The following is a 23,624-nucleotide window of genomic DNA, read 5'->3' on the forward strand; positions in this document are numbered from 1 at the left end:
TCGTAGTCCTCTCCGTGCCGTTGTCAGGGGAGCAGCACCACCAACCCCCCGACATCGAGGTTCTGTTGTGAAATCCACCGCTCCCACCACCGCACCCGCGTCGCGAGGAGAATCCGTGGCTACCGATGCATCGCCGCCCAAAGCCGGCCCGGACACCGGCCCTGCCCAGCCCACGACCGAGGCGTTCATCGCAACGCAGGAGAGCGAGGAGTTCGGCGAACTGCGCCGCGCTCACCGCTCGTTCGCCTTCCCGCTGACCATCGCGTTCGTGCTCTGGTACCTGCTCTACGTGCTGCTGTCGAACTACGCCGGCGGCTTCATGGGCACCAAGGTGTACAGCAACATCAACGTGGCCTTCGTGCTCGGTCTCGCCCAGTTCGTCACCACCTTCCTCATCGCCTGGCTCTACTCGCGCCACGCCGCGGCGAAGCTCGACCCGAAGGCCGAGGCCATCAAGTCCCGTATGGAGGCCGACGCATGAGCACCGCGTACCACCCGCACCCCGTGATCCAGCTCGCCGCCTCGTCCACCGCCGTGCACCGGCCGCTGATCATCACGCTCTTCGCGGTCTTCGTCGCCGCGACCCTGGGCATCACCGTCTGGGCCGGACGGCAGACCAAGAGCGCCTCCGACTTCTACGCCGGCGGCCGCCAGTTCACCGCATTCCAGAACGGACTCGCCGTCTCCGGCGACTACATGTCGGCGGCCTCGTTCCTCGGGATCGCCGGGGCCATCGCACTCTTCGGCTACGACGGCTTCCTGTACTCCATCGGCTTCCTCGTCGCCTGGTTGGTGGCCCTGCTGCTGGTCGCCGAACCGCTGCGCAACTCGGGCCGCTACACGATGGGCGACGTCCTTGCGTACCGGATGCGGCAGCGCCCGGTACGCACCGCCTCCGGCGTCTCCACCATCATCGTCTCGATCTTCTACCTGCTGGCGCAGATGGCGGGCGCGGGCGTCCTGGTCTCGCTGCTCCTCGGCATCACCAGCGACGCGGGCAAGATCCTCATCGTCGCGCTGGTCGGTGTACTGATGATCGTGTACGTCACCATCGGAGGCATGAAGGGCACCACCTGGGTTCAGATGGTCAAGGCCGTGCTGCTGATCGCCGGCGCCCTCCTGATGACCTTCCTGGTGCTGCTGAAGTTCGACTTCAACATCTCCGACCTGCTGGGCACGGCCGCCTCGAAGAGCGGCCACGGAGCGGCCTTCCTGGAGCCCGGCCTCAAGTACGGCGCCACCGGCACCTCGAAGCTGGACTTCCTCTCCCTCGGTATCGCCCTGGTCCTCGGCACCGCCGGGCTGCCGCACATCCTGATCCGCTTCTACACGGTGCCCACAGCCAAGGCCGCCCGTAAGTCGGTCAACTGGGCCATCGGCATCATCGGCGCCTTCTACCTGATGACGATCGCGCTCGGCTTCGGCGCCGCGGCCCTGATCGGCCCGGACGAGATCAAGGAGAAGAACCCGGCCGGCAACGCGGCCGCCCCACAGCTCGCCGAGTACCTCGGAGGGGTCGGCTCGACCGGTGGCGCCGTGCTGCTCGCTGTGATCTCGGCCGTCGCCTTCGCCACCATCCTCGCCGTCGTCGCGGGACTCACCCTCGCCTCCTCGTCCTCCTTCGCGCACGACATCTACGCCAACGTCATCCGCAAGGGGAAGGCCACCGAGAAGGAGGAGATGCGGGCCGCCCGCTGGGCCACCGTCCTCATCGGTGCGGTCGCGATCGCCCTGGGTGCCTTCGCCCGTGACATGAACGTCGCCGGGCTTGTGGCTCTCGCCTTCGCCGTCGCCGCCTCCGCCAACCTGCCGACGATCCTCTACAGCCTCTTCTGGAAGCGGTTCACCACCCAGGGCGCACTGTGGTCGATCTACGGCGGTCTGGCGAGCTCGGTGTTCCTGGTGCTGTTCTCGCCGGTCGTCTCCGGCAACCCGAAGACGTCCATGTTCAAGGGCGTCGACTTCGCCTGGTTCCCACTGGAGAACCCCGGTCTGATCTCCATCCCGCTGGGCTTCCTGCTCGGCTGGATCGGCTCCCTCCTCTCGAAGGAGGAGCCGGACAAGGGCAAGTACGCCGAGCTGGAGGTCAAGTCGCTCACGGGTGTCGGGGCGCACTGAGAGAGGAACGGTTTCCCGAGGAGTCCGCCCCACGCGTCACTCCGGCTCCGTGGCCGCGTCGTAGCGCCCTACGACGCGGCCGCGTCACTCCTCGTGACAAACGGGGCTCTTCCGATGTCACGGGTCTCGCGTAGTCTCGGAGAAGTCAGCCGGAGGAGCAGGATCCGCGGCCGGGAAGCTGCTGAGGAAGGGGGCGCACATGCTCATCGACACCTACGATCGAGTCGCCACCGACCTCCGTGTCTCGCTGACCGATCGGTGCAATCTGCGGTGCACGTACTGCATGCCGGAAGAAGGCCTGCAATGGCTGGCCAAGCCCGACCTGCTCAGCGACGACGAGATCGTCCGACTGGTCCGTATCGCCGTCACCCGGCTCGGCATCACCGAGGTCCGCTTCACCGGCGGTGAGCCGCTGCTGCGCCCCGGGCTCGTCTCCATCGTCGAGCGGTGTGCGGCCCTGAGCCCGCGCCCCAAGATGTCGCTCACCACCAACGGTATCGGGCTGAAGCGCACAGCGGCCGCGCTCGAGGCCGCCGGCCTGGACCGGGTCAACGTCTCGCTGGACACCCTGCGCCCCGACGTCTTCAAGACACTCACCCGCCGTGACCGCCACCACGACGTACTGGCCGGCCTGGAAGCCGCCCGCGACGCCGGTCTCACCCCGGTCAAGGTCAACAGCGTCCTGATGCCGGGGCTCAACGACGACGAGGCCCCCGACCTGCTCGCCTGGGCCGTCGAGCACGGCTACGAGCTCCGCTTCATCGAGCAGATGCCGCTCGACGCGCAGCACGGCTGGAAGCGCGACGGCATGATCACGGCAGGCGACATACTCCAGTCGCTGCGCACCCGCTTCATCCTCACCGAGGAGGGTGACGCCGAGCGCGGCTCCGCCCCCGCAGAGCGCTGGCTCGTCGACGGCGGGCCCCACCGTGTCGGTGTCATCGCCTCCGTCACCCGCCCCTTCTGCCGGGCCTGCGACCGGACCAGGCTCACCGCAGACGGCCAGGTGCGCACCTGCCTGTTCGCCCGCGAGGAGACCGATCTGCGCGGCGCCCTGCGTTCGGACGCGCCGGACGAGGAGATCGCCAGGATCTGGACGCTCGCGATGTGGGGAAAGAAGGCCGGATCCGGTCTGGACGACCCGTCCTTCCTGCAGCCCGAGCGGCCGATGTCGGCGATCGGCGGCTAACGACCTCACCCACGATTGGCAGTGGGAGAAGGAGCGGCGTCTGGGACCTTCGAATCCAAGGCGGAGGAGGGAGTGATGGCGGAGCCATCGCGACTGACGACAACGCGGGAGGCGGAGGTCCCAGACGCCGCGACGCCGCTGCCAATCGTGGGTGAGGTCGTTAAGGGCTGTCCGCCCCTGATTCGCCGGACTCCCACTCCGTCAGCGTCACGACATCCTTGAGGAAGCCCCGGACACCCAGGAACGAGGAGAGATGCTCCCGGTGTTCCTCGCAGGCCAGCCAGGTCTTGCGGCGCTCCGGGGTGTGCAGCTTCGGGTTGTTCCAGGCGAGCACCCATACGGCGTCGGCCCGGCAGCCCTTGGCGGAACAGATGGGTGCGGCGGCAGTGCTTTCGGCCGCGGATTCAGGGGAGTTCACGGACTCAACCCTAGGCCAGCGCCTGTGTCGGCCATACGGGCCGGCCGCCCGACGCAGCCTTTGCCGAAGAAAAAAATCGACGCCGAGCAGCCACGGGGGGAGCTGCCCGGCGTCGGTCCGTCGCTCCGACGGGGGATGCGGAGCGCTTTCGAAGTATGTCACGCAGACCGGGGTGCGGTGCACCGTAACTTCACGATTGATATGAGATTTTCTTGTGCCTTGGGTGCGGTGCGGCCCCGACTGTGCTTATGCCGATTCCTCGTCGCGCCGGGCCCCGTCGGCCTCCGGTCCGGATTCCGCAGAACCGGCCACGGGTGCCGCGTCGAGCGCCGGACGTATCGGCGCCGGGACGAAGGTCGAAGGGAGCGAAGGGGTGTTCTCACGGCCCGCGTTGGCGATGACCACCGCCACGTACGGGAGGAGAGCTCCGAGCACCAGCGCCACGATCGCGACATACCGCTCGACGTTCCACAGCACGGCGGCCAGGATCACCGAAACCGTCCGTACGGACATCGAGATCACATAGCGCCGCTGCCTGCCGCGCACATCGTCCGCGAGGCCTCGCCGGGCCCCCGTGATCCGGAAGACCTCGGCACCGCTCTGCTTCCGCATCATGTCTCCACCACCCTTCCCCCAGCACCTCGCGGGCCAGGGGACACCTCATTTCCGCGCCGGACGCTCCCCGGACCGGACGGTATCCACGTTACGCCCGGTGCTCGACGGCCTCGAGACCGGGGCACGCCGCATTCGTGCATACCGGCAGCCGTGCCGCACGTACGGACGCGTCAGACATGCGACGTATGGCCCACGGGCCGAGACTGGGCGCACATGCGCGACATGACGTCGCACGAGGAGGCGACATGGGCTGGTTGTGGGCAATCATCGTGGGCCTGGTGCTCGGTCTGATCGCGAAGGCGATCCTGCCCGGCAAACAGAACATCCCACTCTGGCTGACGACGATTTTCGGCATGCTCGGCAGCATCCTCGGTAATGCCGTCGCCACCTGGATCGGCGTCAACGAAACAAAGGGCATCGACTGGACGCGCCATCTGTTCCAGCTGATCGGTGCAGTGGTCATCGTAGGTGTCGGTGACATGCTGTGGGCCTCGTTCCGCGGCTCCAGACAGAAGGCCTGAACCGGCAGCCGGCCTGGGCCACCGACGGGCCACAACGCACTGCGGCCGGACACGCGTCAAGCGTGCCCGGCCGCAGTGCCGACGTTCAGGGATCAGCCGGTGACCTCGACGGCGGCGAGGTTCTTCTTGCCCCGTCGCAGCACCAGCCAGCGCCCGTGCAGCAGCTCCTCGCGGGCCGGGGCGCTCTCGCCATCCGTGACCTTGACGTTGTTCACGTACGCACCGCCCTCCTTCACCGTGCGGCGGGCGCCGGACTTGCTCGGCGCCAGGCCGACCTCCACCAGGAGGTCCACCAGCGGGCCGAGCTCGGTGACCTGCGCGTGCGGCACCTCGGACAGTGCGGCGCTCAGCGTCGCCTCGTCCAGTTCGCCGAGCTCACCCTGGCCGAAGAGCGCCTTCGACGCCGCGATGACCGCAGCGCACTGATCGGCACCGTGCACCAGCGTCGTCAGCTCCTCGGCCAGCGCACGCTGCGCCGTCCGGGCCTGCGGACGCTCCTCGGTGACCTTCTCCAGCTCCGCCAGCTCCGCGGGGCTCTGGAAGCTGAGGACGCGCATGTACCGCGAGATGTCCCGGTCGTCCACATTCAGCCAGAACTGGTAGAAGGCGTACGGCGTCGTCATCGCCGGGTCGAGCCAGACGGCCCCGCCCTCGGACTTGCCGAACTTGGTCCCGTCCGCCTTCGTCATCAGCGGGGTCGCCAGGGCGTGCACCTCGGCGCCCGGCTCCAGGCGGTGGATCAGGTCGAGACCCGCGGTGAGGTTGCCCCACTGGTCGCTGCCGCCCTGCTGGAGTGTGCAACCGTAGCGCCGGTACAGCTCCAGGTAGTCCATGCTCTGGAGCAGCTGGTAGCTGAACTCGGTGTAGCTGATGCCCTCGTCGGACTCCAGCCGCCGGGCGATGGAGTCCTTGGTCAGCATCTTATTGACGCGGAAGTGCTTGCCGATGTCCCGGAGGAACTCGATCGCGGACATGCCCGAGGTCCAGTCCAGGTTGTTCACCATGACCGCCGCGTTCTCGCCCTCGAAGGACAGGAACGGCTCGATCTGGGACCGCAGCCGCGACACCCAGTTGGCGACCGTCTCCGGGTCGTTCAGCGTGCGCTCGGCGGTCGGCCTCGGGTCACCGATCTGACCGGTGGCCCCGCCCACCAGGGCCAGTGGCCGCAGCCCAGCCTGCTGGAGCCGGCGCATGGTGAGCACCTGCACCAGATGGCCGACGTGCAGACTCGCCGCGGTGGGGTCGTAACCGCAATAGAACGTGACGGGACCGTCCGCGAGAGCCTTGCGCAGTGCGTCCTCATCAGTGGACTGGGCGAACAGCCCACGCCACTTCAGCTCGTCGACGATGTCCGTCACGGTTCCGTCTCTCCTCAGCTACGTGTATCGAAAGGCAACAGTCAGTCTAAGGGCTGTCCCGTAACCCCTGGTGGGCGCGCTGATCCACCCCGGCCCCTCAGGCGGGTCACACGCCCAGGCTCACCGAGCTCATATTGAAGTCCGGGATCCGCAGCGCGGGCATGGCGGCCCGGGTGAACCAGTCGCCCCACTCGCGCGGCAGCGTCTTCTCGGTACGGCCCGCCTCCGTGGCCCGCGACAGCAGATCCACCGGCGACTCGTTGAACCGGAAGTTGTTCACCTCGCCGACGACCTCGCCGCCCTCGACGAGATACACCCCGTCGCGGGTCAGTCCGGTCAGCAGGAGTGTGGCCGGATCGACCTCCCGGATGTACCACATGCAGGTCAGCAGCAGCCCGCGGCCGGTCGTCGCGGTCACCATCTCCTCCAGGGACCGCTCACCGCCGCCCTCCAGCACCAGGTTGTCGATCGCCGGCGCGACCGGCAGCCCGGTCAGACCCGCCGTGTGCCGGGTGGTCGTCAGGTGCTCCAGCCTGCCGTCCCGGATCCAGTCGGTCGACGTCAGCGGCAGACCGTTGTCGAAGACGGAAGCGCCGTCCCCGGAGGCATGGGCGATCACGAACGGCGCCGACTCCAGGCCCGGTGCGTGCGGGTCGCTGCGCAGCGACAGCGGCAGCTGGGACAGGGTCTCACCGATCCTCGTCCCACCGCCCGGCTTGGAGAACACCGTCCGGCCCTCCGCGGCGTCCCGTGCCGTCGACGACCACAGCTGGTAGATCAGCAGGTCGGCCACGGCGGTCGGCGGCAGCAGCGTCTCGTACCGCCCGGCGGGCAGTTCGATACGGCGCTCCGCCCAGCGCAGCCGCTGCGCCAGCTCCGCGTCGAGCTCGGCCGGGTCGACATCCTTGAAGTCGCGCGTGGAGCGGCCCGCCCAGGTCGAACGGGTCCGGTCGGGGGACTTGGCGTTGAGCTCCAGCGTGCCGTTCGGCTGGTCGTGGCGCAGCCGCAGCCCCGTCGACGTACCGAGGTACGTCGAGGTCAGCTGGTGGTGGGCGAAGCCGTACAGCTCACGGCCACCGGAGCGGGCACGGGCGAAGGCATCGCCGAGCGCCGGGGCGAACTCCGCGAAGACGTCCGAGCCCGTCTCGGCCGGCGCGTCCGTGAAGTCGGGCGACGCGGGGACCCCGCCGACCAGCGGCTGCGCGTCCTCCGCAGGACCGGCCCCGCGCGCGGCGGCCTCGGCGGCCCGTACCAGCGGTTCCAGATCGTCGGCGGTGACCGCGGACCGCGACACCACCCCGGACGCGGTGCCCTGCGCACCGTCGACGGTCGCGATGACGGTCAGGGTCCGCCCCCGCGTCACCCCGTTTGTGGTGAGCGCGTTGCCGGCCCAGCGCAGATTCGCGGACGACTCCTCGTCGGCGATGACGACACAGCCGTCGGCGGTGGACAGTTCGAGTGCCCGCTCGACGATCTCGTGCGGCTTGCTGACGCTGCTCATCGTCCGGCCTCCTGCGTCGTATTGAGACTGTGCTGTCCCGGGGGGCGACCCCCGGACCCCCAGCCGGTTCCGTGGTGACCGCTCATCGTCCGGCCTCCTGCGTCGTATTGAGGATGTTCACGCCCCGGAAGAGGGCGGAGGGGCAGCCGTGCGAGACGGCCGCGACCTGGCCCGGCTGGGCCTTGCCGCAGTTGAAGGCGCCGCCCAGGACATACGTCTGCGGGCCGCCGACCTTCTCCATCGAGCCCCAGAAATCCGTCGTCGTCGCCTGGTACGCGACGTCGCGCAGCTGTCCGGTCAGCTTCCCGTTCTCGATGCGGAAGAACCGCTGCCCGGTGAACTGGAAGTTGTAGCGCTGCATGTCGATCGACCAGGACCGGTCGCCGACCACATAGATCCCGCGCTCCACCCCGCCGATCAGATCCTCCGTGGACAGCCCGCCCGGATCCGGCTGCAGCGACACGTTCGCCATCCGCTGCACGGGGACATGGCCCGGCGAGTCCGCATACGCGCAGCCGTTGGAACGGCCCAGGCCCGTCAGCTTCGCGATCCGCCGGTCAAGCTGGTACCCGACCAGCGTCCCGTCCTTGATCAGGTCCCAGGACTGTGCCTCGACACCCTCGTCGTCGTACCCGATGGTCGCGAGCCCGTGCTCGGCGGTGCGGTCGCCCGTCACATTCATCACGGGGGAGCCGTAGGCCAGCTTCCCCAGCTGGTCGAACGTGGCGAACGAGGTCCCGGCGTACGCCGCCTCGTACCCCAGCGCCCGGTCCAGCTCGGTGGCATGGCCGATCGACTCATGGATGGTCAGCCAGAGATTGGACGGGTCGACCACCAGGTCGTACGTCCCCGCCTCGACGCTCGGCGCCCGCATCTTCTCGGCGAGCAGCCCGGGGATCCGCTCCAGCTCGGCGTCCCAGTCCCAGCCGGTCCCGGTCAGGTACTCCCAGCCGCGGCCCACCGGCGGGGCGATCGTCCGCATCGAGTCGAACTCACCGGTGGTCCCGTCCACGGCGACCGCGGTGAACTGCGGATGCAGTCGCACCCGCTGCTGGGTGGTGACGGTGCCCGCCGTGTCCGCGTAGAACTTGTTCTCGTGGACGGTGGTCAGCGAGGCATCCACATGTGCGACACCCTCGGCGCCCAGGAGCCGGCTGCTCCATTCGGCGAGCAGCCCCGCCTTCTCCTCGTCCGGTACGTCGAAGGGATCGATGTCGTACGCCGAGACCCAGGTCCGCTCACCGTGCGCCGGCTCGTCCGCCAGCTCGACCTGCTCGTCGGACCCGGCGGCCGCGATCACCTTCGCCGACAGCTTCGCCATGGCGACGGCCTGCGAGGCCACCTTCGCCGCGGCGTCCATCGTCAGATCCACGCCGGACGCGAACCCCCACGCCCCGCCGTGCACGACGCGCACCGCGTACCCGAGATCGGTGGTGTCCGAGGTCCCGGCGGGCCGTGCGTCCCGCAGCCGCCAGGACGCGCTGCGCACCCGCTCGAACCGGAAGTCGGCATGCACGGCCCCCAGCGCACGCGCGCGGGCGAGCGCCGCGTCGGCAAGGGACCGCAGGGGCAGGGCCAGGAATGACTGATCTACCTCGTGGGCCACGAAGGGCTCCCCTCCTCTGATTGGTCCTGGCAGTGAATCACGGAGCGGACCGTCATCGGTCGGCTACAGGTTCCCGGGTTTTGGCTGTGCCGCACGACAGCAGGCTGATCGTGATCGATGGCCGGGGGCCGGTTGCGATACCGGGAGCGAGGAGTAACCGCGCCCCTTGCACATAGCAACGGCCGCCTGCCCCGAACCTCTCCGGGGCAGGCGGCCGTTCGCGTGCCGCAACCTGTCAGAACTCGTCTGCTATCACGCCCGCGCGGAACGCGGCCCACTCCGAGGCTGTGAAGCACAGGGGTGGGCGCTCAGGGTTCTTCGAGTCCCGTAGGGCCCTGGCACCGCCAGGCAGCTCTGCGATCTCGACGCAGTCGTGTTCCGCACCACTCGTGGACGACTTGCGCCATATGGAGTCGGAGAGGTCGTGGGCGTACAGGTCTGCCTTGGGGCGGTTCACGTTCGGAGGCCTTCTTCCATCTCGGCGATACGCACGAGCGAGTCCTCAACCGGCAGGGCAGTGGCCTGAATGTGCTGGAACGCCAGTGCGTAAGGAGCTGTGTCCTCACCTTCAACGTATGCCGCCCCGGTCAGATTCTCCAGAACGACAACCTCCGACAACGGTTTGGCGAAGGTGGCCAGACTGAAGCCACCCAGCAGCCCTGGGTGGGCAGTTGGGGCCATTGGCATGAGCTGAACAGTCACGTTGGGCATCTCCGAGGTATCCAGAAGCCGGCGCAACTGCTCCCGCATCGTGGCGGGCCGGGCGGCGAAGCGTTGGTGGAGTGCCGCCTCGTGGATGATCGTCCATAGCTCCATCGGAGGGCTGGGGCGGGTGAGCACCGACTGCCGAGCCATACGGACTTCGGCCAGTGCGGCTACTTCCTCCGGGCTCCGTGTCGTGGTGATCCCCGAGATGGTTTCCCGGGCGTAGGACGCTGTCTGAAGCAGCCCTGGAATGAGGAGTGGGGACCAGCTGCAGATCTTCTCCGCGTCTGACTCAAGGGAGATGAAGTCGGCGTAGGAGGGCGAGACGATTCCCGAGTAGGTCTGCCACCAGCCACGCCTCCCGGCGTCCCTGGACAGGCTCTCCAGGGCGACACGAGCTTGGGGGTCGTCCACGCTGTAGACGTCGAGCAGTGCCAGCAGATCGTTGGGGCGAATGCCCAGCGTTGCATTCTCGATCTTCGACATCTTCGGGGCTTTCCAGCCCACGGCCGCAGCGGCCTCATCGAGCGTCAGGCCGGCTTGGTTGCGCAGCTTGCGAAGGGTCATACCGAGGCGACGACGGCGGACAGTCGGGACCAGGGGTGCGTTGGGCATGGCCGAAGTGTGCACCTCTCCGGGATCGTTCGGCCTCAACTGGGTAGGCGTGTAACCCGATCGGGTGGAAAGCTTGCACTTGGTTGTGGAAAGCATGCTCCTTGATGGAATCGTCGCCCATGGCGAGATGCTGACCGCATTGCGTCACCGTGATCGGCGCAACGAGGCGCCCCTGTCCGGAGGTTCATGTGCAACTCACTCCCCGATCCACCGCCGCACTCGGCCACTACCTCACCCCCACCCCCGCCGGTTTCGCCCTCCATATGTCCGCGTCCCCGGACAATCTCAGGGCCGCCCGCGGTCTTACCGAGACGGCGCTCCTCGGTGCGGGCGTCGCACCCGAGCTGGTCGACTCCGCCCAGCTCGTTCTCTCCGAGCTCTACGGCAACGCCGTCCACGTCTGCGGCGACTACGTCCCCCTGGTGGCTGAGGTCGAGTCGACAGCTTCCGGTGTCTGGGTCAGGCTCCATGACCCGGATTGACGTCGTTTTCCCGCATCGGGCGGGGGTTCAACTTGACGACCCCGAAGCCGAATCCGGTCGGGGGCTGCCGCTCATGGACTTCCTCGCACCCGGCTGGGACATCACACTGACTCCCGTCGGTAAGCAGATCTGCTGCCTACTCCGGCATGGTCGCGGCTGACCGTACACGCCACCAATTACCGTATTGGCGTGCGATTTCGACGATTGTCAGTCCATCAGGGTAGTCTCCCGGTCACGCCGAGTTGACGGTCAACTTCGCAGACGGCGCCGTGCGTTGGGGAGATGGTGGATGGTCGGGCGCGAGTTGTCACCGGCGGATCACCAGGACAAGGAAATCCGTGTAGTTCTGAAGCGGCTCGTGGCCGTCGGTTGGACGTTGCGCAAGGAAGGGCATTGGGGGCGATTGTACTGCCCCTGCGCCGGAGGGGGCTGTCTCACCATCCCGATACCGGGCACGGCGAGGAATCCGGGGCGCGCGGCGCGCAAAATCGAGTGGCGCGCGAACCTCTGCCCGCTCCCCGAAGGCGACCCGCGCCGTGCCCCCAACGGGGGCGTTGTCGTTTGACAACGCGTGGGGGCTGGGTAAGTCTGCCCTTGCAGGGGTGGCGCGCCCTGGCGCGGAGACTGGTGAGCGCACGCTCGAAGGGGGATGAGGGCGAGATGGAGTACGAGTTTCTCTTTGTCGTGGACGGCGTCGGAGTGGACGACGACCTGGCGGTCGGTGTCATCTTCGACGAGTTCGACGGGCTGCTCACCCGCCATAGGGACAAGCACCTCCTTGATCTGTCCGAGCCCGGGGACGGCGCCATCGACGCCGCTCATCGCCTGGTGGTCCGACTCCGGAAGGCGCTTCCGCAGCTGAGACTGCTGCGGCTGGACCCGGATCTGGTCGGCGTGTCCGACATCGCGGAGCGAACGGGCCGCAGCAGGCAGAACGTTCTGCAATGGGTGAGCGGCGAGCGACGCGCGGACGCTGGAGCATTCCCCGACCCGGAGGGCACGGCCGGGCGCTCACTGATCTGGCGCTGGGCCGAGGTCAACGCCTGGCTGGCACGTATCGGCGAACAGGCCGGGGACAGGGGTGCGACCCGGGAAGACGCCCTGTACATCGACTTCATGCTGCCCCGCTGGCAGCAGACACTGGCCGAGGGCCTGCCGATCGTGCGCTTCGTGCACAGCCAGGAGGACGAGCGCTCGCAGGACCGTGCCGGCGTGGCTCAGCTACTTGAAGGCACCCTCTCCGCACCCGGGCTGCTCGACATGATTTCCGCCTTCCCCCGGGCCGAACGCCAGCGACTGACCGTGGTCTGCGCCGTGCTACCGGACCGGTTGAGCGCCGTGGTCGAGCGGATCCGCGCAGACGAGACCGGGGTGGTGCTCGCCTTCCAGGGTGAGAAGAACGAACTGCACCTCATGCCCGTAGCCGCGCGAGATGTCCCAGGGGCGCGCCCCGTGTCGGAACTGGGCTTGGGCGACGACGCGACCGTCGGTGATCTGCTCCTGGTCGTCGCGAACGGTGCCGTACAGCCGACCACCCGCCTTGCCCTCGTCGACTGAACGCCGCAGCACGCCTTCGTGGGCCAAGGAAAGGAAGCCGTAGCCACCGCCTTCGAGATAAGCGCCCGACCGTACGCCGGGCCGCGACCGCTCTCGCCGAGCACCTGCAGGACGGTTTGCCTTTCCGCGAGCTCCGGCCACTGATCCACGCTGCGGACCCGACGCTTGCGCAGGAGTGGGACGCTCTCGGCGCCGCAGGGCTCGCGATGCCGCTGGAAGTGACGTACGCCGAGCACACCGTCGACATTCCGGAGAACAGGCTGCTGCTCAGCGCGGTCGGCAGGCTACTGCGGGCTCCCGGGGCCGGCCGGGCGTCGTACGTGTACCGGTGCCGGACCGGGAGATCAGGCTGCACCGACACGTCCTGGACCTGACCCTGCCGCATGCGGAACTGAGAGCCCGCATCGACCAGCTCGCGGAAACACTCGCGCGGTCACTGTCGTAAGCGTGATCCCGGCATTGTGGGTACACACTCGGAGTGTAGGTACTTTCTGGGCTGCATGCCGAAGGGAGCCCGTCCCGATGAGCGCAATCTCCGTCCGAGAGTTCTCGTACAACCCCAGTGCCGTCTTCGCCCGCGTGGAGAAGGGGGAGGCGGTCCAGGTCACCCGGCATGGCAAGGTGATCGCCATACTGCTGCCCGGTTCCGGGCCGGTTTCCCGGTACTCGGAACTGGTGGCCCAGGGAAAGATCCGGCTCAAGGCCGCGACCACCTCGGACCTCGACCGCTTTCCGCGATTCGACCTCCCTGCAGGCGCCCCCGATCCGCTGGAGCTTCTCCTGGCCGAGCGTGAGGAGGGCGACCGTTGATCTACATGGATTCCTCGGCGCTCATCACTCTGCTCACGGGCAGGGCGGGTGCCGCCGAGCTCAGGGCCTACCTGTCCGACCGGCCCGGGCTGCCCTTGGCCACCAGCACGATTGGCATCGTCGAGACCGTCCGGCAGCTCGACAAGGTTGGATCGTTCCCCGGCTCGCTGTCGGATCTGGACGGGACGGTCACCGAGATTCTGTTGACCGAAGAGGTCCGGGATCTGGCCACCAGGGTCTCCCGGGCCCTGAGACCCCTTGATGCCATTCACGTCGCGAGTGCGCTCGTCATCGGCGGAGCCCTCGACTCCCTGATCACGTACGACAAGCGAATGCTGGAATCAGCGAGGGAAGAGGGCCTGCCCGCGCATGCGCCAGGGATGGCGGAATGAGGCCGGGCCGGTGCCCACTGTAGGAACCCCACAGTGCCCGGGGTGAGGCGCTGTCAGGGGCCGATTCTCCGTGGGGCGGGTGGTACCGATAGGTTTTCCAGGTACCAGACCGCTATCGAAAGGGTGATCCGTTGAGCCGCTCGGTTCTCGTCACCGGAGGAAACCGGGGCATCGGCCTCGCCATCGCCCGCGCTTTCGCCGACAACGGCGACAAGGTTGCGATCACGTACCGCTCCGGCGAGCCCCCCCAGAGCCTCACCGAGGCGGGTGTTCTGGCCGTCCGGTGCGACATCACGGACGCCGAACAGGTGGAGCAGGCCTACAAGGAGATCGAGGACAAGCACGGTCCCGTCGAGGTGCTGGTGGCCAACGCCGGTATCACCAAGGACCAGTTGCTGATGCGGATGTCCGAGGAGGACTTCACGTCCGTACTCGACACCAACCTCACCGGCACCTTCCGGGTCGTCAAGCGTGCCAACCGCGGCATGCTGCGCGCCAAGAAGGGCCGCGTCGTCCTCATCTCCTCCGTCGTCGGGCTCCTCGGCTCGGCCGGGCAGGCGAACTACGCCGCCTCCAAGGCGGGCCTGGTCGGCTTCGCCCGGTCGCTGGCCCGTGAACTCGGCTCGCGGAACATCACTTTCAACGTCGTCGCACCCGGCTTCGTCGACACCGACATGACCCAGGCGCTCACCGAGGAGCAGCGCAAGGGCATCGTGTCCCAGGTGCCGCTCGGCCGCTACGCGCAGCCCGAGGAGATCGCCGCGGCTGTGCGTTTCCTCGCCTCCGACGACGCGTCGTACATCACTGGAGCCGTCATCCCCGTTGACGGCGGATTGGGCATGGGTCACTGATCACCATGAGCGGAATTCTCGACGGCAAGCGCATCCTCATCACTGGTGTGCTGATGGAGTCGTCCATCGCCTTCCACACCGCCAAGGTGGCCCAGGAGCAGGGTGCCGACGTCATCCTGACCGCCTTCCCCAGGCCCACGCTGACGGAGCGCATCGCCAAGAAGCTGCCGAAGCCGGCCAAGGTCATCGAGCTGGACGTGACCAACACCGAGCACCTGGACCGCCTGGCCGGACTGGTCCGCGACGAGCTCGGCTCGCTCGACGGCGTCGTGCACTCCATCGGCTTCGCGCCGCAGGACGCGCTCGGCGGCAACTTCCTGAACACCCCGTTCGAGTCCGTCTCCACCGCGATGCATGTCTCGGCGTTCTCGCTGAAGTCGCTCGCCATGGCCTGCAAGCCGCTGATGAGCGAGGGCGGCTCGATCGTCGGTCTGACCTTCGACGCGCAGTACGCCTGGCCGCAGTACGACTGGATGGGACCGGCCAAGGCCGCACTGGAGGCCACCTCCCGCTACCTTGCCCGTGACCTGGGCAAGGACGACATCCGCTGCAACCTGATCTCGGCCGGACCGATCGGCTCCATGGCCGCGAAGTCCATCCCGGGCTTCTCCGAGCTCGCGGACGTGTGGAACAGCCGTTCCCCGCTGGCCTGGAACATGGCGGACCCGGAGCCGGCCGGCCGCGGCGTCGTCGCTCTGCTCTCGGACTTCTTCCCGAAGACCACGGGCGAGATCATCCACGTCGATGGTGGCGTGCACATGATGGGTGCCTGACCTCGTACGACAGGCTGTGACTCGGCCGCGTACCGCCTCTGAACAGGCGGTACGCGGCCGTCGTGCGTCTGTGGCCGGCCCCGACCCGCTCAAGTCGAAAAGCCCGACCCGCTCAAGTCGAAAAGATGGTCGATCCGCAGCAGAATATGGTGAAATTGCACTTTTTGGTCAGACTGCGGGGAGGAGGTCGCTGTGCGCTCCATACGTCGCCGAACCTGGGCGCAGCTGGCGGCCTTCATGGTCGGCGCCGCACTTCTCGCCCCCATAGGCATATCCGTGGCGGGGCGGGCAGGAGCCGGGGCGTCCGCGCCCGCCGCTCCGAGCCCCGACCCCGCCGGATCCGAATGTCGTACGTCGGTCCGGGGCTCCCGGGTCGTCGCCTACTGCCACAACCCGTACCCCTCCACCGACCGCGTGCAGCTGCACACCGAGTGCCGCCGCTGGTGGGACATAGACGCGGACGCCACCCCGGTCGACGTGGGACCGGGCCGGACCGTGCGGCTCGACGACCGCTGCTGGAAGGAAGTCGGCTCCGTCTGGATCACGCACCGGGTGCAGGACACGCTCCAGGGCCGTCCGGCCTAGCGCTGGTGCCGCGACGCGCCCTAGGGTCCCCCGGACAGCTCAGCGCATGACTCGCGGCCTCGGCCGCAGCCGCCTCCGCGTCCCCCGCCCGGATCGCCTCGACCAGCCGGCCGTGGTCCATGTGGTTCTCCGGCCGCAGCTCATGGCCGACGTCGCCCCTGAGATAGTCGCGCAGCAGATCGCCCAAGTCGGCGTAGAGGCCGGTGAGCACGTCGTTGTGCGAGGCCGCCACCACGGCCAGATGCAGCGTCGCGTCCGCCGCGACGAACGCCTCGGCGTCACCCGCGGCCCAGGTCTCCTCCCGGCGCGCCATGAGCGCGTCCAGCTGCTTCAGATCCCGCTCGGTGCGCCGGGCAGCGGCCAGCCGCGCCGCCGACGATTCCAGAGTGGAGCGCAGCTCGGCGACATGGCGCGGATCGGCGGTGGCGAAGCGGCGGTGCATCACCCCGGCCAGTTCGCTCGTGGCCACGACATAGGTGCCCGAGCCCTGCCGGATGTCGAGCAGGCCGTTGTGCGCGAGCGCGCGCACGGCCTCGCGGACGGTGTTACGGGCCACCCCCAGCTGCTCCACCAGCTCGGGCTCGGTGGGAATCCGTGAACCCACGGGCCACTCGCCCGAGGTGATCTGATTCCTCAGCTGGGCAATCACCTGGTCGGCGAGTGCCGAACGCCGCGGAGACGTCAGCGCCATGGTGCTCCTTGCTCGGGTTGCTGGGGTGATGGTGGGTGATAGGGGTTGCTCTGCTGCAGCGAATGGTCTCAGACGGGGCCTCGAAGGAGATTGGACAATCAATCATCCCATGATTCTATGATGGGCCTCATGTCTGACGACGAGACCCAGACCCAGACCCGGACCCTGAGCCCCGCCACCACGGCGGACACCCTCACGAAAACCCCGGCCCCGCAAGCCTCACAGGCCCCGCAGGCAGCACCGGCCGCCGCCGGGCCTTCCCCATGGCTGCTGCGGCTCGCCGCCATCGGGCTCGTCCTCGCTGCGCTCAATCTCCGCCCCGCCGTCACCAGCCTCGGCCCCCTCCTCGAAGAGGTGCAGAACGGGCTGCACATGAGCGGCAGCGTCGCCGGTGTCCTCACCTCCGTACCGCCGCTCTGTTTCGCGGTCTTCGGCATCATGGCGCCCCGCCTCGCCCGCCGCTTCGGCCCGGGCGCGGTCGTCTGCGCCGGCATGATTGCCATCACGGCCGGTCTGGTGATCCGGCCCCTCGTCGGCGGCACTGCCGGATTCCTCGCCGCGAGCGCCCTCGCCCTCATGGGCATCGCCGTCAGCAACGTCCTGATGCCAGTGATCGTCAAGCGCTGGTTCCCGGACCGCGTCGGCTCCATGACCGGGCTCTACTCGATGGCCCTGGCGCTCGGCACCTCGCTCGCCGCCGCCGTGACCGTGCCTGTGACCAATGCGCTGGGCGGAAGCTGGAAGGCGGGCCTCGGCATCTGGGCAGTGCTCGCCGCCGCCGCGGTCCTGTCCTGGATCCCGCTGGTACGGGACCGGCGCGCTGCCTCCGGGCAGCCCGCCGCGCACCACCAGGACTCCCCGGCTCTCAGGATCACCCGCAGCCGTACCGCCTGGGGCCTCGCCTGCTTCTTCGGCCTGCAGTCCACCGCCGCCTACATCACCATGGGGTGGATGCCGCAGATCTTCCGCGACGCGGGGGTCTCGGCCGGTACGGCGGGTGTTCTGCTCGCCGTGACCATGGCGATGGGCATCCCGCTCGCCTTCGTCATACCCCGGGTCGCCGCACGCATGAAGAACCAGGGCCCGATCGTCGTCGCCCTGGGCAGCTGCGGCCTCATCGGATACGCGGGCCTCTACCTCGCACCGGCCGAGGGGGCCTGGGCCTGGGCGCTGCTCCTCGGTATCTCGAACTGCGCCTTCCCGCTCGCCCTGACCATGATCGGCATGCGGTCCCGCAGCGGCGCCGGAGTGGTCCGGCTGTCCGCGTTCGCACAGTCCACCGGCTATCTGATGTCGATCCCCGGCCCGCTGCTCGTCGGCGTGATCCACCAGCACAGCGGTGGCTGGGGGCTGCCGATCGCACTGATGGCGGGCCTCATGGTGCCGCAGATGGCGGCCGGAATCCTGGCCGGGCGGGACCGGACGATAGAAGACGAATGCTGAGATGCGAGACTGATTCCATGTCTCCTGTGCTCGACCCGAATCCTCAGAACGGTCAGAAGAAGCTCCTCCTCGTACTCGGGGCGATGATGCTGGTCACCTTGATCATCGCGGTGATCGCCTCGGTCGCTTCCCCCTGAGCCGCCCTGTCCCCCTAGGGGATGGTGGGGCTGGCACCACCATCCCCTAGGGGGACAGGGTCAGGGTCAAGTGGGTGGGTCACCGGATGGGACCGGCATCCCCGCATCCGTAGATTCTGGGTATCAGAACTGATGACTCACGGAGGCGGACATGTCGGCCCGTACGCACACCCGGTCCACCCACCCGGCCACGGGTGGCGCCGAGGTCCGGCTGCCATGGTGGGCCGTCGCACTGCCCGCCATCGCGTTCGCCGCGCTCCTGCTGATGATCGTGGGAACCGGCGAGGCACAGGCGGCGACGACCGACCCCGCGGTCGGCCGGTTGCTTGAGCGAATCATGACCTTGATGAGCCGCTGACGGTGCCCACGCCCACCGCGGGAGCCCTTCAACACCCTGCGCCGGGCGGCACGTTTCATGCGAAGCTGAGGTGTATGAGCGTCGACACACCTCGCAGGATCGTCCTTCTCAGACATGCAAAGGCGGAATGGTCGCAGGATTCCGACCATGAGCGGCCGCTCGCGGAGCGCGGCCGCAAGGATGCCCCCGTCGCAGGCCGCAAACTCGTCGACTCCGGGATCGTCCTCGATCTGGCCCTCTGCTCGACCGCCGTCAGGACGCGCGAGACGTGGAAGCTGGCGGTGCACGAGATGCCGCACCGTCCCAGGACCGTGTACGAGGAGCGACTGTACGAGGCGTCTCCCGGCGAACTGATCGCCCTGATCAACGAGACCCCCGACGATGTGCACGACCTGCTGGTGATCGGCCACAACCCCGGAATGCACGCCGTCGCCGACGCCCTCTCCGAATCGGCCGAGGGTGACGCCCTGGCCCGGATGAACCGCGGCGGCTTCCCGACCGCCGCCTTCGCCGTCGTCGAGTTCTCCGGCTCCTGGAAGGGCGTGGAGCACGGAGTGGGCAAGCTGATCGAGTACTGGACGCCCAACGACTGATCCCGCCGTCGGTACGGGCAGGGCCCCGGTGCGGAACGCACCGGGGCCCTTGTGCGCGTACGGGTCAGTCGACGAGACCGTCGGCGGCCTCGACCTCCTCGCGGGTGATGCCGAGCAGATACAGCACGGTGTCCAGGAACGGCACGTTCACCGCGGTGTGCGCGGCCTCGCGGACCACCGGCTTGGCGTTGAAGGCCACCCCGAGCCCGGCGGTGTTGAGCATGTCGAGGTCGTTCGCACCGTCACCGATCGCGACGGTCTGTGCCAGCGGCACCCCGGCCTGCGCGGCGAAACTGCGCAGCAGCCGGGCCTTGCCGGCCCGGTCGACGATGTCGCCGACGACTCGTCCGGTGAGCTTTCCGTCGACCACTTCCAGGGTGTTGGCAGAGGCGAAGTCGAGCCCGAGCCGCTCCTTCAGATCGTCGGTCACCTGGGTGAACCCGCCCGAAACCACACCCACTTGGTAACCGAGCCGCTTCAGCGTACGGATCAGGGTGCGGGCGCCCGGCGTCAGCCGCACCTCGGCGCGCACCTTGTCCACCACGGACGCATCGAGCCCCGCCAGCAGCGCCACCCGTGCGTGCAGCGACTGCTCGAAGTCGAGCTCGCCACGCATCGCCTGCTCGGTCACCTCGGCGACCTTGTCCTCGCAGCCGGCATGGGCGGCGAAGAGCTCGATGACCTCGTCCTGGATGAGCGTCGAGTCGACGTCCATGACGACCAGCCGCTGCGCCCGGCGGCTCAGCCCGGCCGACACGACCGCCACATCGACACCGATCCCGGCGGACTCCGTCGCCAGCGCCGTCCGCAGCTCCTCGGTCCCGGTGCCGGACACCGCGAACTCGACTGCCGTGACCGGATACTTGGCGAGCCGGAAGATCCGGTCGATGTTCCCGCCGGTCGAGGTGATCGTGGCCGCTATGGCGGCGGTCGACTCCGCAGTCAACGGGTGCCCGAGCACCGTCACATGGGAACGTCCATAGCCACGCGGCCGGTTGTCACCCGTACCGGAGATGATCTCGGCCTGCAGCTTCAGCGAATCGGCCCAGCTGTGCACGGTCGCCCGCAGGTCGCCCTCGGTGGTGCCGCCCGCGGTCGGGGCGGTGACCAGTGCGCACAGGACGATGCGGCCACGGGTGACGACCTGCTCGATGTCGACGACATCGACCGAGTAGGCGGCGAGGGTGTCGAAGAGCCCGGCAGTGATCCCGGGGCGGTCCTTCCCGAAGATCTTCACGAGAAGGGTGGGTGCGTCCGTGCCCTGACGGGACTCAGGGCGCTCAGGAGACGGGGAAGACTGAGGTGGCTGAGATGCGCTCATGGTGCTCCCACCGTATCGGTCCGACTCATCGCACCGGAGGCCCGTCCCGAGGACCGGACAGCGAGTCGTTCCCGTACCCGCACGGAGCACAAGCAGGGCGACGGACGGCACGCATTCGGGCACGCTCGGCGACCGAAGCAGATCCGGGCGGACCGGGATGCCCCGGGGGGAACATGTTCACTCATGGCAGGCACGCACGCACCCGTACGCGTTCGTGGACCTGCCACTCCCGGAGGCCGTTCCTCCTGACTCGACAGCACAACGACGCAGGTCCGGGCAGGGCCTTCACCCCGCCCGACTTTTGGATCGGCGACTGCTCCTGGAATAGTTCCCCACGATGTTCAGCATCCCTAGGCTCCCTGTGACGGGGGTAACTCGGGGGACAACTAGTGGGGCGCGGAGTGCCGGAACTCGTACTGGAATTGAATGGCAGGACCTGGACGCTCGATCCGTCCAGGTCGTACACCCTTGGGCGCGATCCGCAGGGCGACCTGACGCTCGAGGACGCCAGGGTGTCGTGGCGGCATGCCACGATCAGCTGGGGGGGCCACAGTTGGTTCATCGAGGACCACGGCAGCACCAATGGCACCTATGTGCAGGGCCGGCGGATCCAGCAGCTGGAAATCGGGCCCGGCTCCGCCGTACACCTGGGCAATGCCACTGACGGACCGCGGCTGAGCATCGGCGCCGCAGCAGGTGCCGATGTGTACGGCGGGCAGGGCGCGTGTGCGCGGCAGGCCCCTGTGCAGCAGCCCCAGCAGGGTGGTGCCGGCCGGCCCGGCCAGCAAGCACCCGTTCCGCAACAGCCGCAGCACGGCTGGCAGCAGGCACCTCAGGTCCAGCCGCAACAGCAGCCCGCGCAGCCCCAGCAGCCTCAGGTCCCGCACCAGCAGGGCATGGCGCAGACGCCCGGTGCGGCCGGTCCCGGCGGTGTCGCGGGGGCCCCGCCGGTGTACGGCGACCGCAGCCCGACCACGTTCCACCAGCTGGCCCTCGGCCGTGTCATGCGCATCGGTCGTGCGCTCGAGAACGACCTGGTCGTCTCCGACCTCCAGGTCTCGCGCCACCACGCCGAGTTCCACGCGACGCCCGACGGCCGCTTCGAGATCCGTGACCTCGGATCCCACAACGGCACCTACGTCAACGGGCAGCCGCTCTCCAAGTCCGGCTCAGCGCTCATCGGCCCGAACGACATCGTCGGCGTAGGTCACTCGACCTTCCGCCTGGTCGGCGACCGGCTCGAAGAGTTCGTCGACACCGGTGAGGTCTCTTTCTCCGCCCGCCACCTCACAGTGACGGTCGACGGCGGGAAGCAGATCCTCAAGGACGTCTCCTTCGGCGCCCCGGAGAAGTCGCTCATCGCGGTCATCGGCCCGTCCGGCTCCGGCAAGTCCACCCTGCTCAAGGCGCTCACCGGCTACCGGCCCGCCAACCAGGGCGATGTCCTCTACGACAACCGGAACCTGTACAAGCAGTTCGCCGAGCTGCGCCAGCGCATCGGTCTGGTCCCGCAGGACGACATCCTGCACAAGGAACTCACGGTCACCAAGGCCCTGAAGTACGCGGCCAAGCTCCGCTTCCCCGCGGACACCACCGAGGCCGAGCGCCAGGCCCGGATCCTCGAAGTCCTTACCGAGCTCAAGCTCGACATCCACAAGGACAAGAAGGTCACCTCGCTCTCCGGTGGCCAGCGCAAGCGCGTCTCCGTGGCCCTGGAGCTGCTCACCAAGCCGTCGCTGATCTTCCTGGACGAGCCGACCTCCGGTCTCGACCCCGGCATGGACCGCGATGTCATGCAGTTGCTGCGCGGCCTGGCCGACGACGGCCGTACGGTCCTCGTCGTCACGCACTCCGTCGCCGAGCTGGCGATCTGCGACAAGCTGCTGGTCATGGCGCCGGGCGGTTCCGTCGCCTACTTCGGTCCGCCGGAGGAAGCCCTCAACTTCTTCGGCTACACCACCTGGGCCGACGTCTTCTCCGCGTTCGAGAATTACCGCGACTACGACTGGGCCGGCCGCTGGCGCGGATCGCAGCACTACCAGATGTACGCCGCGGACGTCGATGCCATCGCCGCGCAGTCCGTACACATGCAGCCCCCGGAGCAGATACGCCCGCCGAAGCCGCAGAGCTGGACGACGCAGCTGTGGACCTTGATACGCCGCTACATCTCGGTGATCGCGTCCGACAAGGGCTTCATGGGCCTGATGGTGATCCTGCCCGCCGTGCTCGGCGTGGTGAGCGTGGTCATTCCGGCGGAGTTCGGTCTGGCGCCGGCCACGCCGCCGTCCCAGTACAACGGAAAAGCCGGGACGATCATGCTGATCCTCGCGGTCGGCATGTGCCTCTCCGCCGCGGCCAACTCCGTACGAGAGCTGATCAAGGAACGCGTCATCTACGAACGGGAACGGGCCACCGGTCTGTCCCGCTCCGCCTACCTGATGTCCAAGGTGATCGTTCTCGGCGTGATCACGGCCGTGCAGGGGGTCATCATCTGCGGCATCGGCTTGGCCCCCCGCGAGCTGCCGGAGAAGGGCCTGATCATGCCCCCGGCCGTCGAGATATGCCTCTCCATCATCGCCCTCGGCTTCACCTCGATGATGTTCGGTCTGGTGATCTCGTCGCTGGTGAAGACGTCCGAGAAGACCATGCCGCTGCTGGTCATGTTCGCGATCGTCCAGATCGTCTTCACCGGTGTGCTCTTCCAGGTGTACGGGTCGCCCGGCCTGGAGCAGTTCGCCTGGCTGATGCCGTCCCGCTGGGCGATGGCCGCGGCCGGCACCACTCTGGACCTCGCCCACATCATGCCGCCGTGGGACCCGAAGAACCCGACCGACCTCGACCCGCTGTGGGAGCACTCGGCCGGCCAGTGGGGGATCAATCTGACGGTGCTGCTGGCGCTCGGCGTCATCTGCGGATTCGCGGTCGCGCGACTGCTGCGCCGCCACGAGCCGGAGGTCATGCGCAAGTAGGCGCGGGCACCGGCAC

At 68.3% G+C, this 23,624-nt stretch carries 26 protein-coding genes; 17 read left to right on the forward strand and 9 right to left on the reverse strand.

Features of this window, described 5'->3' with window-relative positions; all coding sequences use genetic code 11:
* Positions 1–115 precede the first annotated feature (115 nt).
* The 3 genes from ACH4EW_RS26560 (at position 116) to moaA (ending at position 3,307) form a co-directional block, all read left to right on the forward strand.
* Positions 116–481, forward strand: a complete 366-nt coding sequence (locus ACH4EW_RS26560; protein WP_398261007.1) for a DUF485 domain-containing protein — start codon at positions 116–118, stop codon at positions 479–481.
* Complete coding sequence (locus tag ACH4EW_RS26565) at positions 478–2,118, forward strand: cation acetate symporter (RefSeq protein ID WP_398261009.1); 1,641 nt, start codon at positions 478–480, stop codon at positions 2,116–2,118. Before ACH4EW_RS26560 ends, ACH4EW_RS26565 begins: the two co-directional genes overlap by 4 nt.
* 199 nt (positions 2,119–2,317) lie before the next feature.
* Positions 2,318–3,307: a GTP 3',8-cyclase MoaA gene (gene moaA / locus ACH4EW_RS26570; RefSeq protein WP_398261011.1), complete on the forward strand. Its 990-nt coding sequence runs from the start codon at positions 2,318–2,320 to the stop codon at positions 3,305–3,307.
* A gap of 160 nt (positions 3,308–3,467) precedes the next feature.
* Here moaA and ACH4EW_RS26575 read toward each other — a convergent pair whose 3' ends face one another.
* Both ACH4EW_RS26575 and ACH4EW_RS26580 read right to left on the reverse strand, forming a co-directional pair.
* Positions 3,468–3,725 (reverse strand): hypothetical protein, encoded by a 258-nt coding sequence (locus ACH4EW_RS26575; RefSeq protein WP_398261013.1) that lies wholly within the window; start codon positions 3,723–3,725, stop codon positions 3,468–3,470.
* A 246-nt stretch (positions 3,726–3,971) separates the two neighbouring features.
* On the reverse strand, positions 3,972–4,340 hold the full coding sequence (locus tag ACH4EW_RS26580; protein WP_398261015.1) for a DUF3099 domain-containing protein: 369 nt from the start codon (positions 4,338–4,340) through the stop codon (positions 3,972–3,974).
* 245 nt (positions 4,341–4,585) lie between these two features.
* Between ACH4EW_RS26580 and ACH4EW_RS26585 the strand changes: the two genes are divergently transcribed.
* Complete coding sequence (locus tag ACH4EW_RS26585; protein WP_398261017.1) at positions 4,586–4,861, forward strand: GlsB/YeaQ/YmgE family stress response membrane protein; 276 nt, start codon at positions 4,586–4,588, stop codon at positions 4,859–4,861.
* A 92-nt stretch (positions 4,862–4,953) separates the two neighbouring features.
* On the opposite strand, the gene tyrS is transcribed toward ACH4EW_RS26585, so the two are convergent.
* The 5 genes from tyrS to ACH4EW_RS26610 form a co-directional block, all read right to left on the reverse strand.
* Positions 4,954–6,219, reverse strand: coding sequence for a tyrosine--tRNA ligase (gene tyrS, locus ACH4EW_RS26590; protein ID WP_398261019.1), 1,266 nt, complete (start codon positions 6,217–6,219; stop codon positions 4,954–4,956).
* 106 nt (positions 6,220–6,325) lie between these two features.
* On the reverse strand, positions 6,326–7,720 hold the full coding sequence (locus ACH4EW_RS26595; RefSeq protein ID WP_398261021.1) for a metallopeptidase TldD-related protein: 1,395 nt from the start codon (positions 7,718–7,720) through the stop codon (positions 6,326–6,328).
* Positions 7,721–7,802: 82 nt separating this feature from the next.
* Complete coding sequence (locus ACH4EW_RS26600; protein ID WP_398261023.1) at positions 7,803–9,326, reverse strand: TldD/PmbA family protein; 1,524 nt, start codon at positions 9,324–9,326, stop codon at positions 7,803–7,805.
* A gap of 235 nt (positions 9,327–9,561) precedes the next feature.
* Positions 9,562–9,783 (reverse strand): DUF397 domain-containing protein, encoded by a 222-nt coding sequence (locus tag ACH4EW_RS26605; RefSeq protein WP_398261025.1) that lies wholly within the window; start codon positions 9,781–9,783, stop codon positions 9,562–9,564.
* Complete coding sequence (locus ACH4EW_RS26610; protein WP_398261027.1) at positions 9,780–10,598, reverse strand: helix-turn-helix domain-containing protein; 819 nt, start codon at positions 10,596–10,598, stop codon at positions 9,780–9,782. The genes ACH4EW_RS26605 and ACH4EW_RS26610 overlap by 4 nt, the downstream gene beginning before the upstream one ends.
* Before the next feature lie 236 nt (positions 10,599–10,834).
* Here ACH4EW_RS26610 and ACH4EW_RS26615 point away from each other — a divergent pair, with 236 nt between their 5' ends.
* The 8 genes from ACH4EW_RS26615 (at position 10,835) to ACH4EW_RS26650 (ending at position 16,096) form a co-directional block, all read left to right on the forward strand.
* Positions 10,835–11,128: an ATP-binding protein gene (locus tag ACH4EW_RS26615; RefSeq protein ID WP_398261029.1), complete on the forward strand. Its 294-nt coding sequence runs from the start codon at positions 10,835–10,837 to the stop codon at positions 11,126–11,128.
* A 627-nt stretch (positions 11,129–11,755) separates the two neighbouring features.
* On the forward strand, positions 11,756–12,685 hold the full coding sequence (locus ACH4EW_RS26620; protein WP_398261031.1) for a helix-turn-helix transcriptional regulator: 930 nt from the start codon (positions 11,756–11,758) through the stop codon (positions 12,683–12,685).
* A gap of 116 nt (positions 12,686–12,801) precedes the next feature.
* The gene (locus tag ACH4EW_RS26625; protein WP_398261033.1) at positions 12,802–13,059 is read left to right on the forward strand and encodes a hypothetical protein; all 258 of its coding nucleotides are present in this window, start codon (positions 12,802–12,804) and stop codon (positions 13,057–13,059) included.
* 148 nt (positions 13,060–13,207) lie between these two features.
* On the forward strand, positions 13,208–13,495 hold the full coding sequence (locus ACH4EW_RS26630) for a type II toxin-antitoxin system Phd/YefM family antitoxin (RefSeq protein ID WP_398261035.1): 288 nt from the start codon (positions 13,208–13,210) through the stop codon (positions 13,493–13,495).
* 5 nt (positions 13,496–13,500) lie between these two features.
* Positions 13,501–13,887, forward strand: coding sequence for a type II toxin-antitoxin system VapC family toxin (locus tag ACH4EW_RS26635; RefSeq protein ID WP_398261091.1), 387 nt, complete (start codon positions 13,501–13,503; stop codon positions 13,885–13,887).
* Between the two features lie 131 nt (positions 13,888–14,018).
* Complete coding sequence (fabG, locus tag ACH4EW_RS26640; protein ID WP_398261037.1) at positions 14,019–14,738, forward strand: 3-oxoacyl-[acyl-carrier-protein] reductase; 720 nt, start codon at positions 14,019–14,021, stop codon at positions 14,736–14,738.
* Positions 14,739–14,743: 5 nt separating this feature from the next.
* On the forward strand, positions 14,744–15,511 hold the full coding sequence (fabI, locus tag ACH4EW_RS26645) for an enoyl-ACP reductase FabI (RefSeq protein WP_398261039.1): 768 nt from the start codon (positions 14,744–14,746) through the stop codon (positions 15,509–15,511).
* A gap of 192 nt (positions 15,512–15,703) precedes the next feature.
* Positions 15,704–16,096, forward strand: coding sequence for a hypothetical protein (locus tag ACH4EW_RS26650; RefSeq protein WP_398261041.1), 393 nt, complete (start codon positions 15,704–15,706; stop codon positions 16,094–16,096).
* Here the strand turns inward: ACH4EW_RS26650 and ACH4EW_RS26655 are convergent.
* Positions 16,053–16,787 carry a FadR/GntR family transcriptional regulator gene (locus ACH4EW_RS26655; protein ID WP_398261043.1) on the reverse strand — a complete coding sequence of 245 codons (735 nt, stop codon included), beginning with the start codon at positions 16,785–16,787 and terminating at the stop codon, positions 16,053–16,055. The two genes, ACH4EW_RS26650 and ACH4EW_RS26655, sit on opposite strands and share 44 nt — an antisense overlap.
* A 129-nt stretch (positions 16,788–16,916) precedes the next feature.
* Between ACH4EW_RS26655 and ACH4EW_RS26660 the strand changes: the two genes are divergently transcribed.
* From ACH4EW_RS26660 to ACH4EW_RS26675, 4 genes are all read left to right on the forward strand, one after another.
* Complete coding sequence (locus ACH4EW_RS26660) at positions 16,917–18,230, forward strand: CynX/NimT family MFS transporter (RefSeq protein ID WP_398261045.1); 1,314 nt, start codon at positions 16,917–16,919, stop codon at positions 18,228–18,230.
* Between the two features lie 26 nt (positions 18,231–18,256).
* Positions 18,257–18,367, forward strand: a complete 111-nt coding sequence (locus ACH4EW_RS26665) for an SGM_5486 family transporter-associated protein (protein ID WP_398261093.1) — start codon at positions 18,257–18,259, stop codon at positions 18,365–18,367.
* Between the two features lie 151 nt (positions 18,368–18,518).
* Positions 18,519–18,725, forward strand: a complete 207-nt coding sequence (locus ACH4EW_RS26670) for a hypothetical protein (RefSeq protein WP_398261047.1) — start codon at positions 18,519–18,521, stop codon at positions 18,723–18,725.
* Positions 18,726–18,799: 74 nt separating this feature from the next.
* Positions 18,800–19,318, forward strand: a complete 519-nt coding sequence (locus tag ACH4EW_RS26675; protein ID WP_398261049.1) for a SixA phosphatase family protein — start codon at positions 18,800–18,802, stop codon at positions 19,316–19,318.
* Between the two features lie 64 nt (positions 19,319–19,382).
* Here the strand turns inward: ACH4EW_RS26675 and serB are convergent, their stop codons facing one another.
* Positions 19,383–20,639 (reverse strand): phosphoserine phosphatase SerB, encoded by a 1,257-nt coding sequence (gene serB / locus ACH4EW_RS26680; protein ID WP_398261051.1) that lies wholly within the window; start codon positions 20,637–20,639, stop codon positions 19,383–19,385.
* A 389-nt stretch (positions 20,640–21,028) separates the two neighbouring features.
* On the opposite strand from serB, the gene ACH4EW_RS26685 reads away from it, so the two are divergent.
* Positions 21,029–23,608, forward strand: coding sequence for an FHA domain-containing protein (locus tag ACH4EW_RS26685; RefSeq protein ID WP_398261053.1), 2,580 nt, complete (start codon positions 21,029–21,031; stop codon positions 23,606–23,608).
* The last annotated feature ends 16 nt before the right edge of the window (positions 23,609–23,624 follow it).

Source organism: Streptomyces sp. NPDC018000 (assembly GCF_044328025.1).
Classification (GTDB): domain Bacteria; phylum Actinomycetota; class Actinomycetes; order Streptomycetales; family Streptomycetaceae; genus Streptomyces.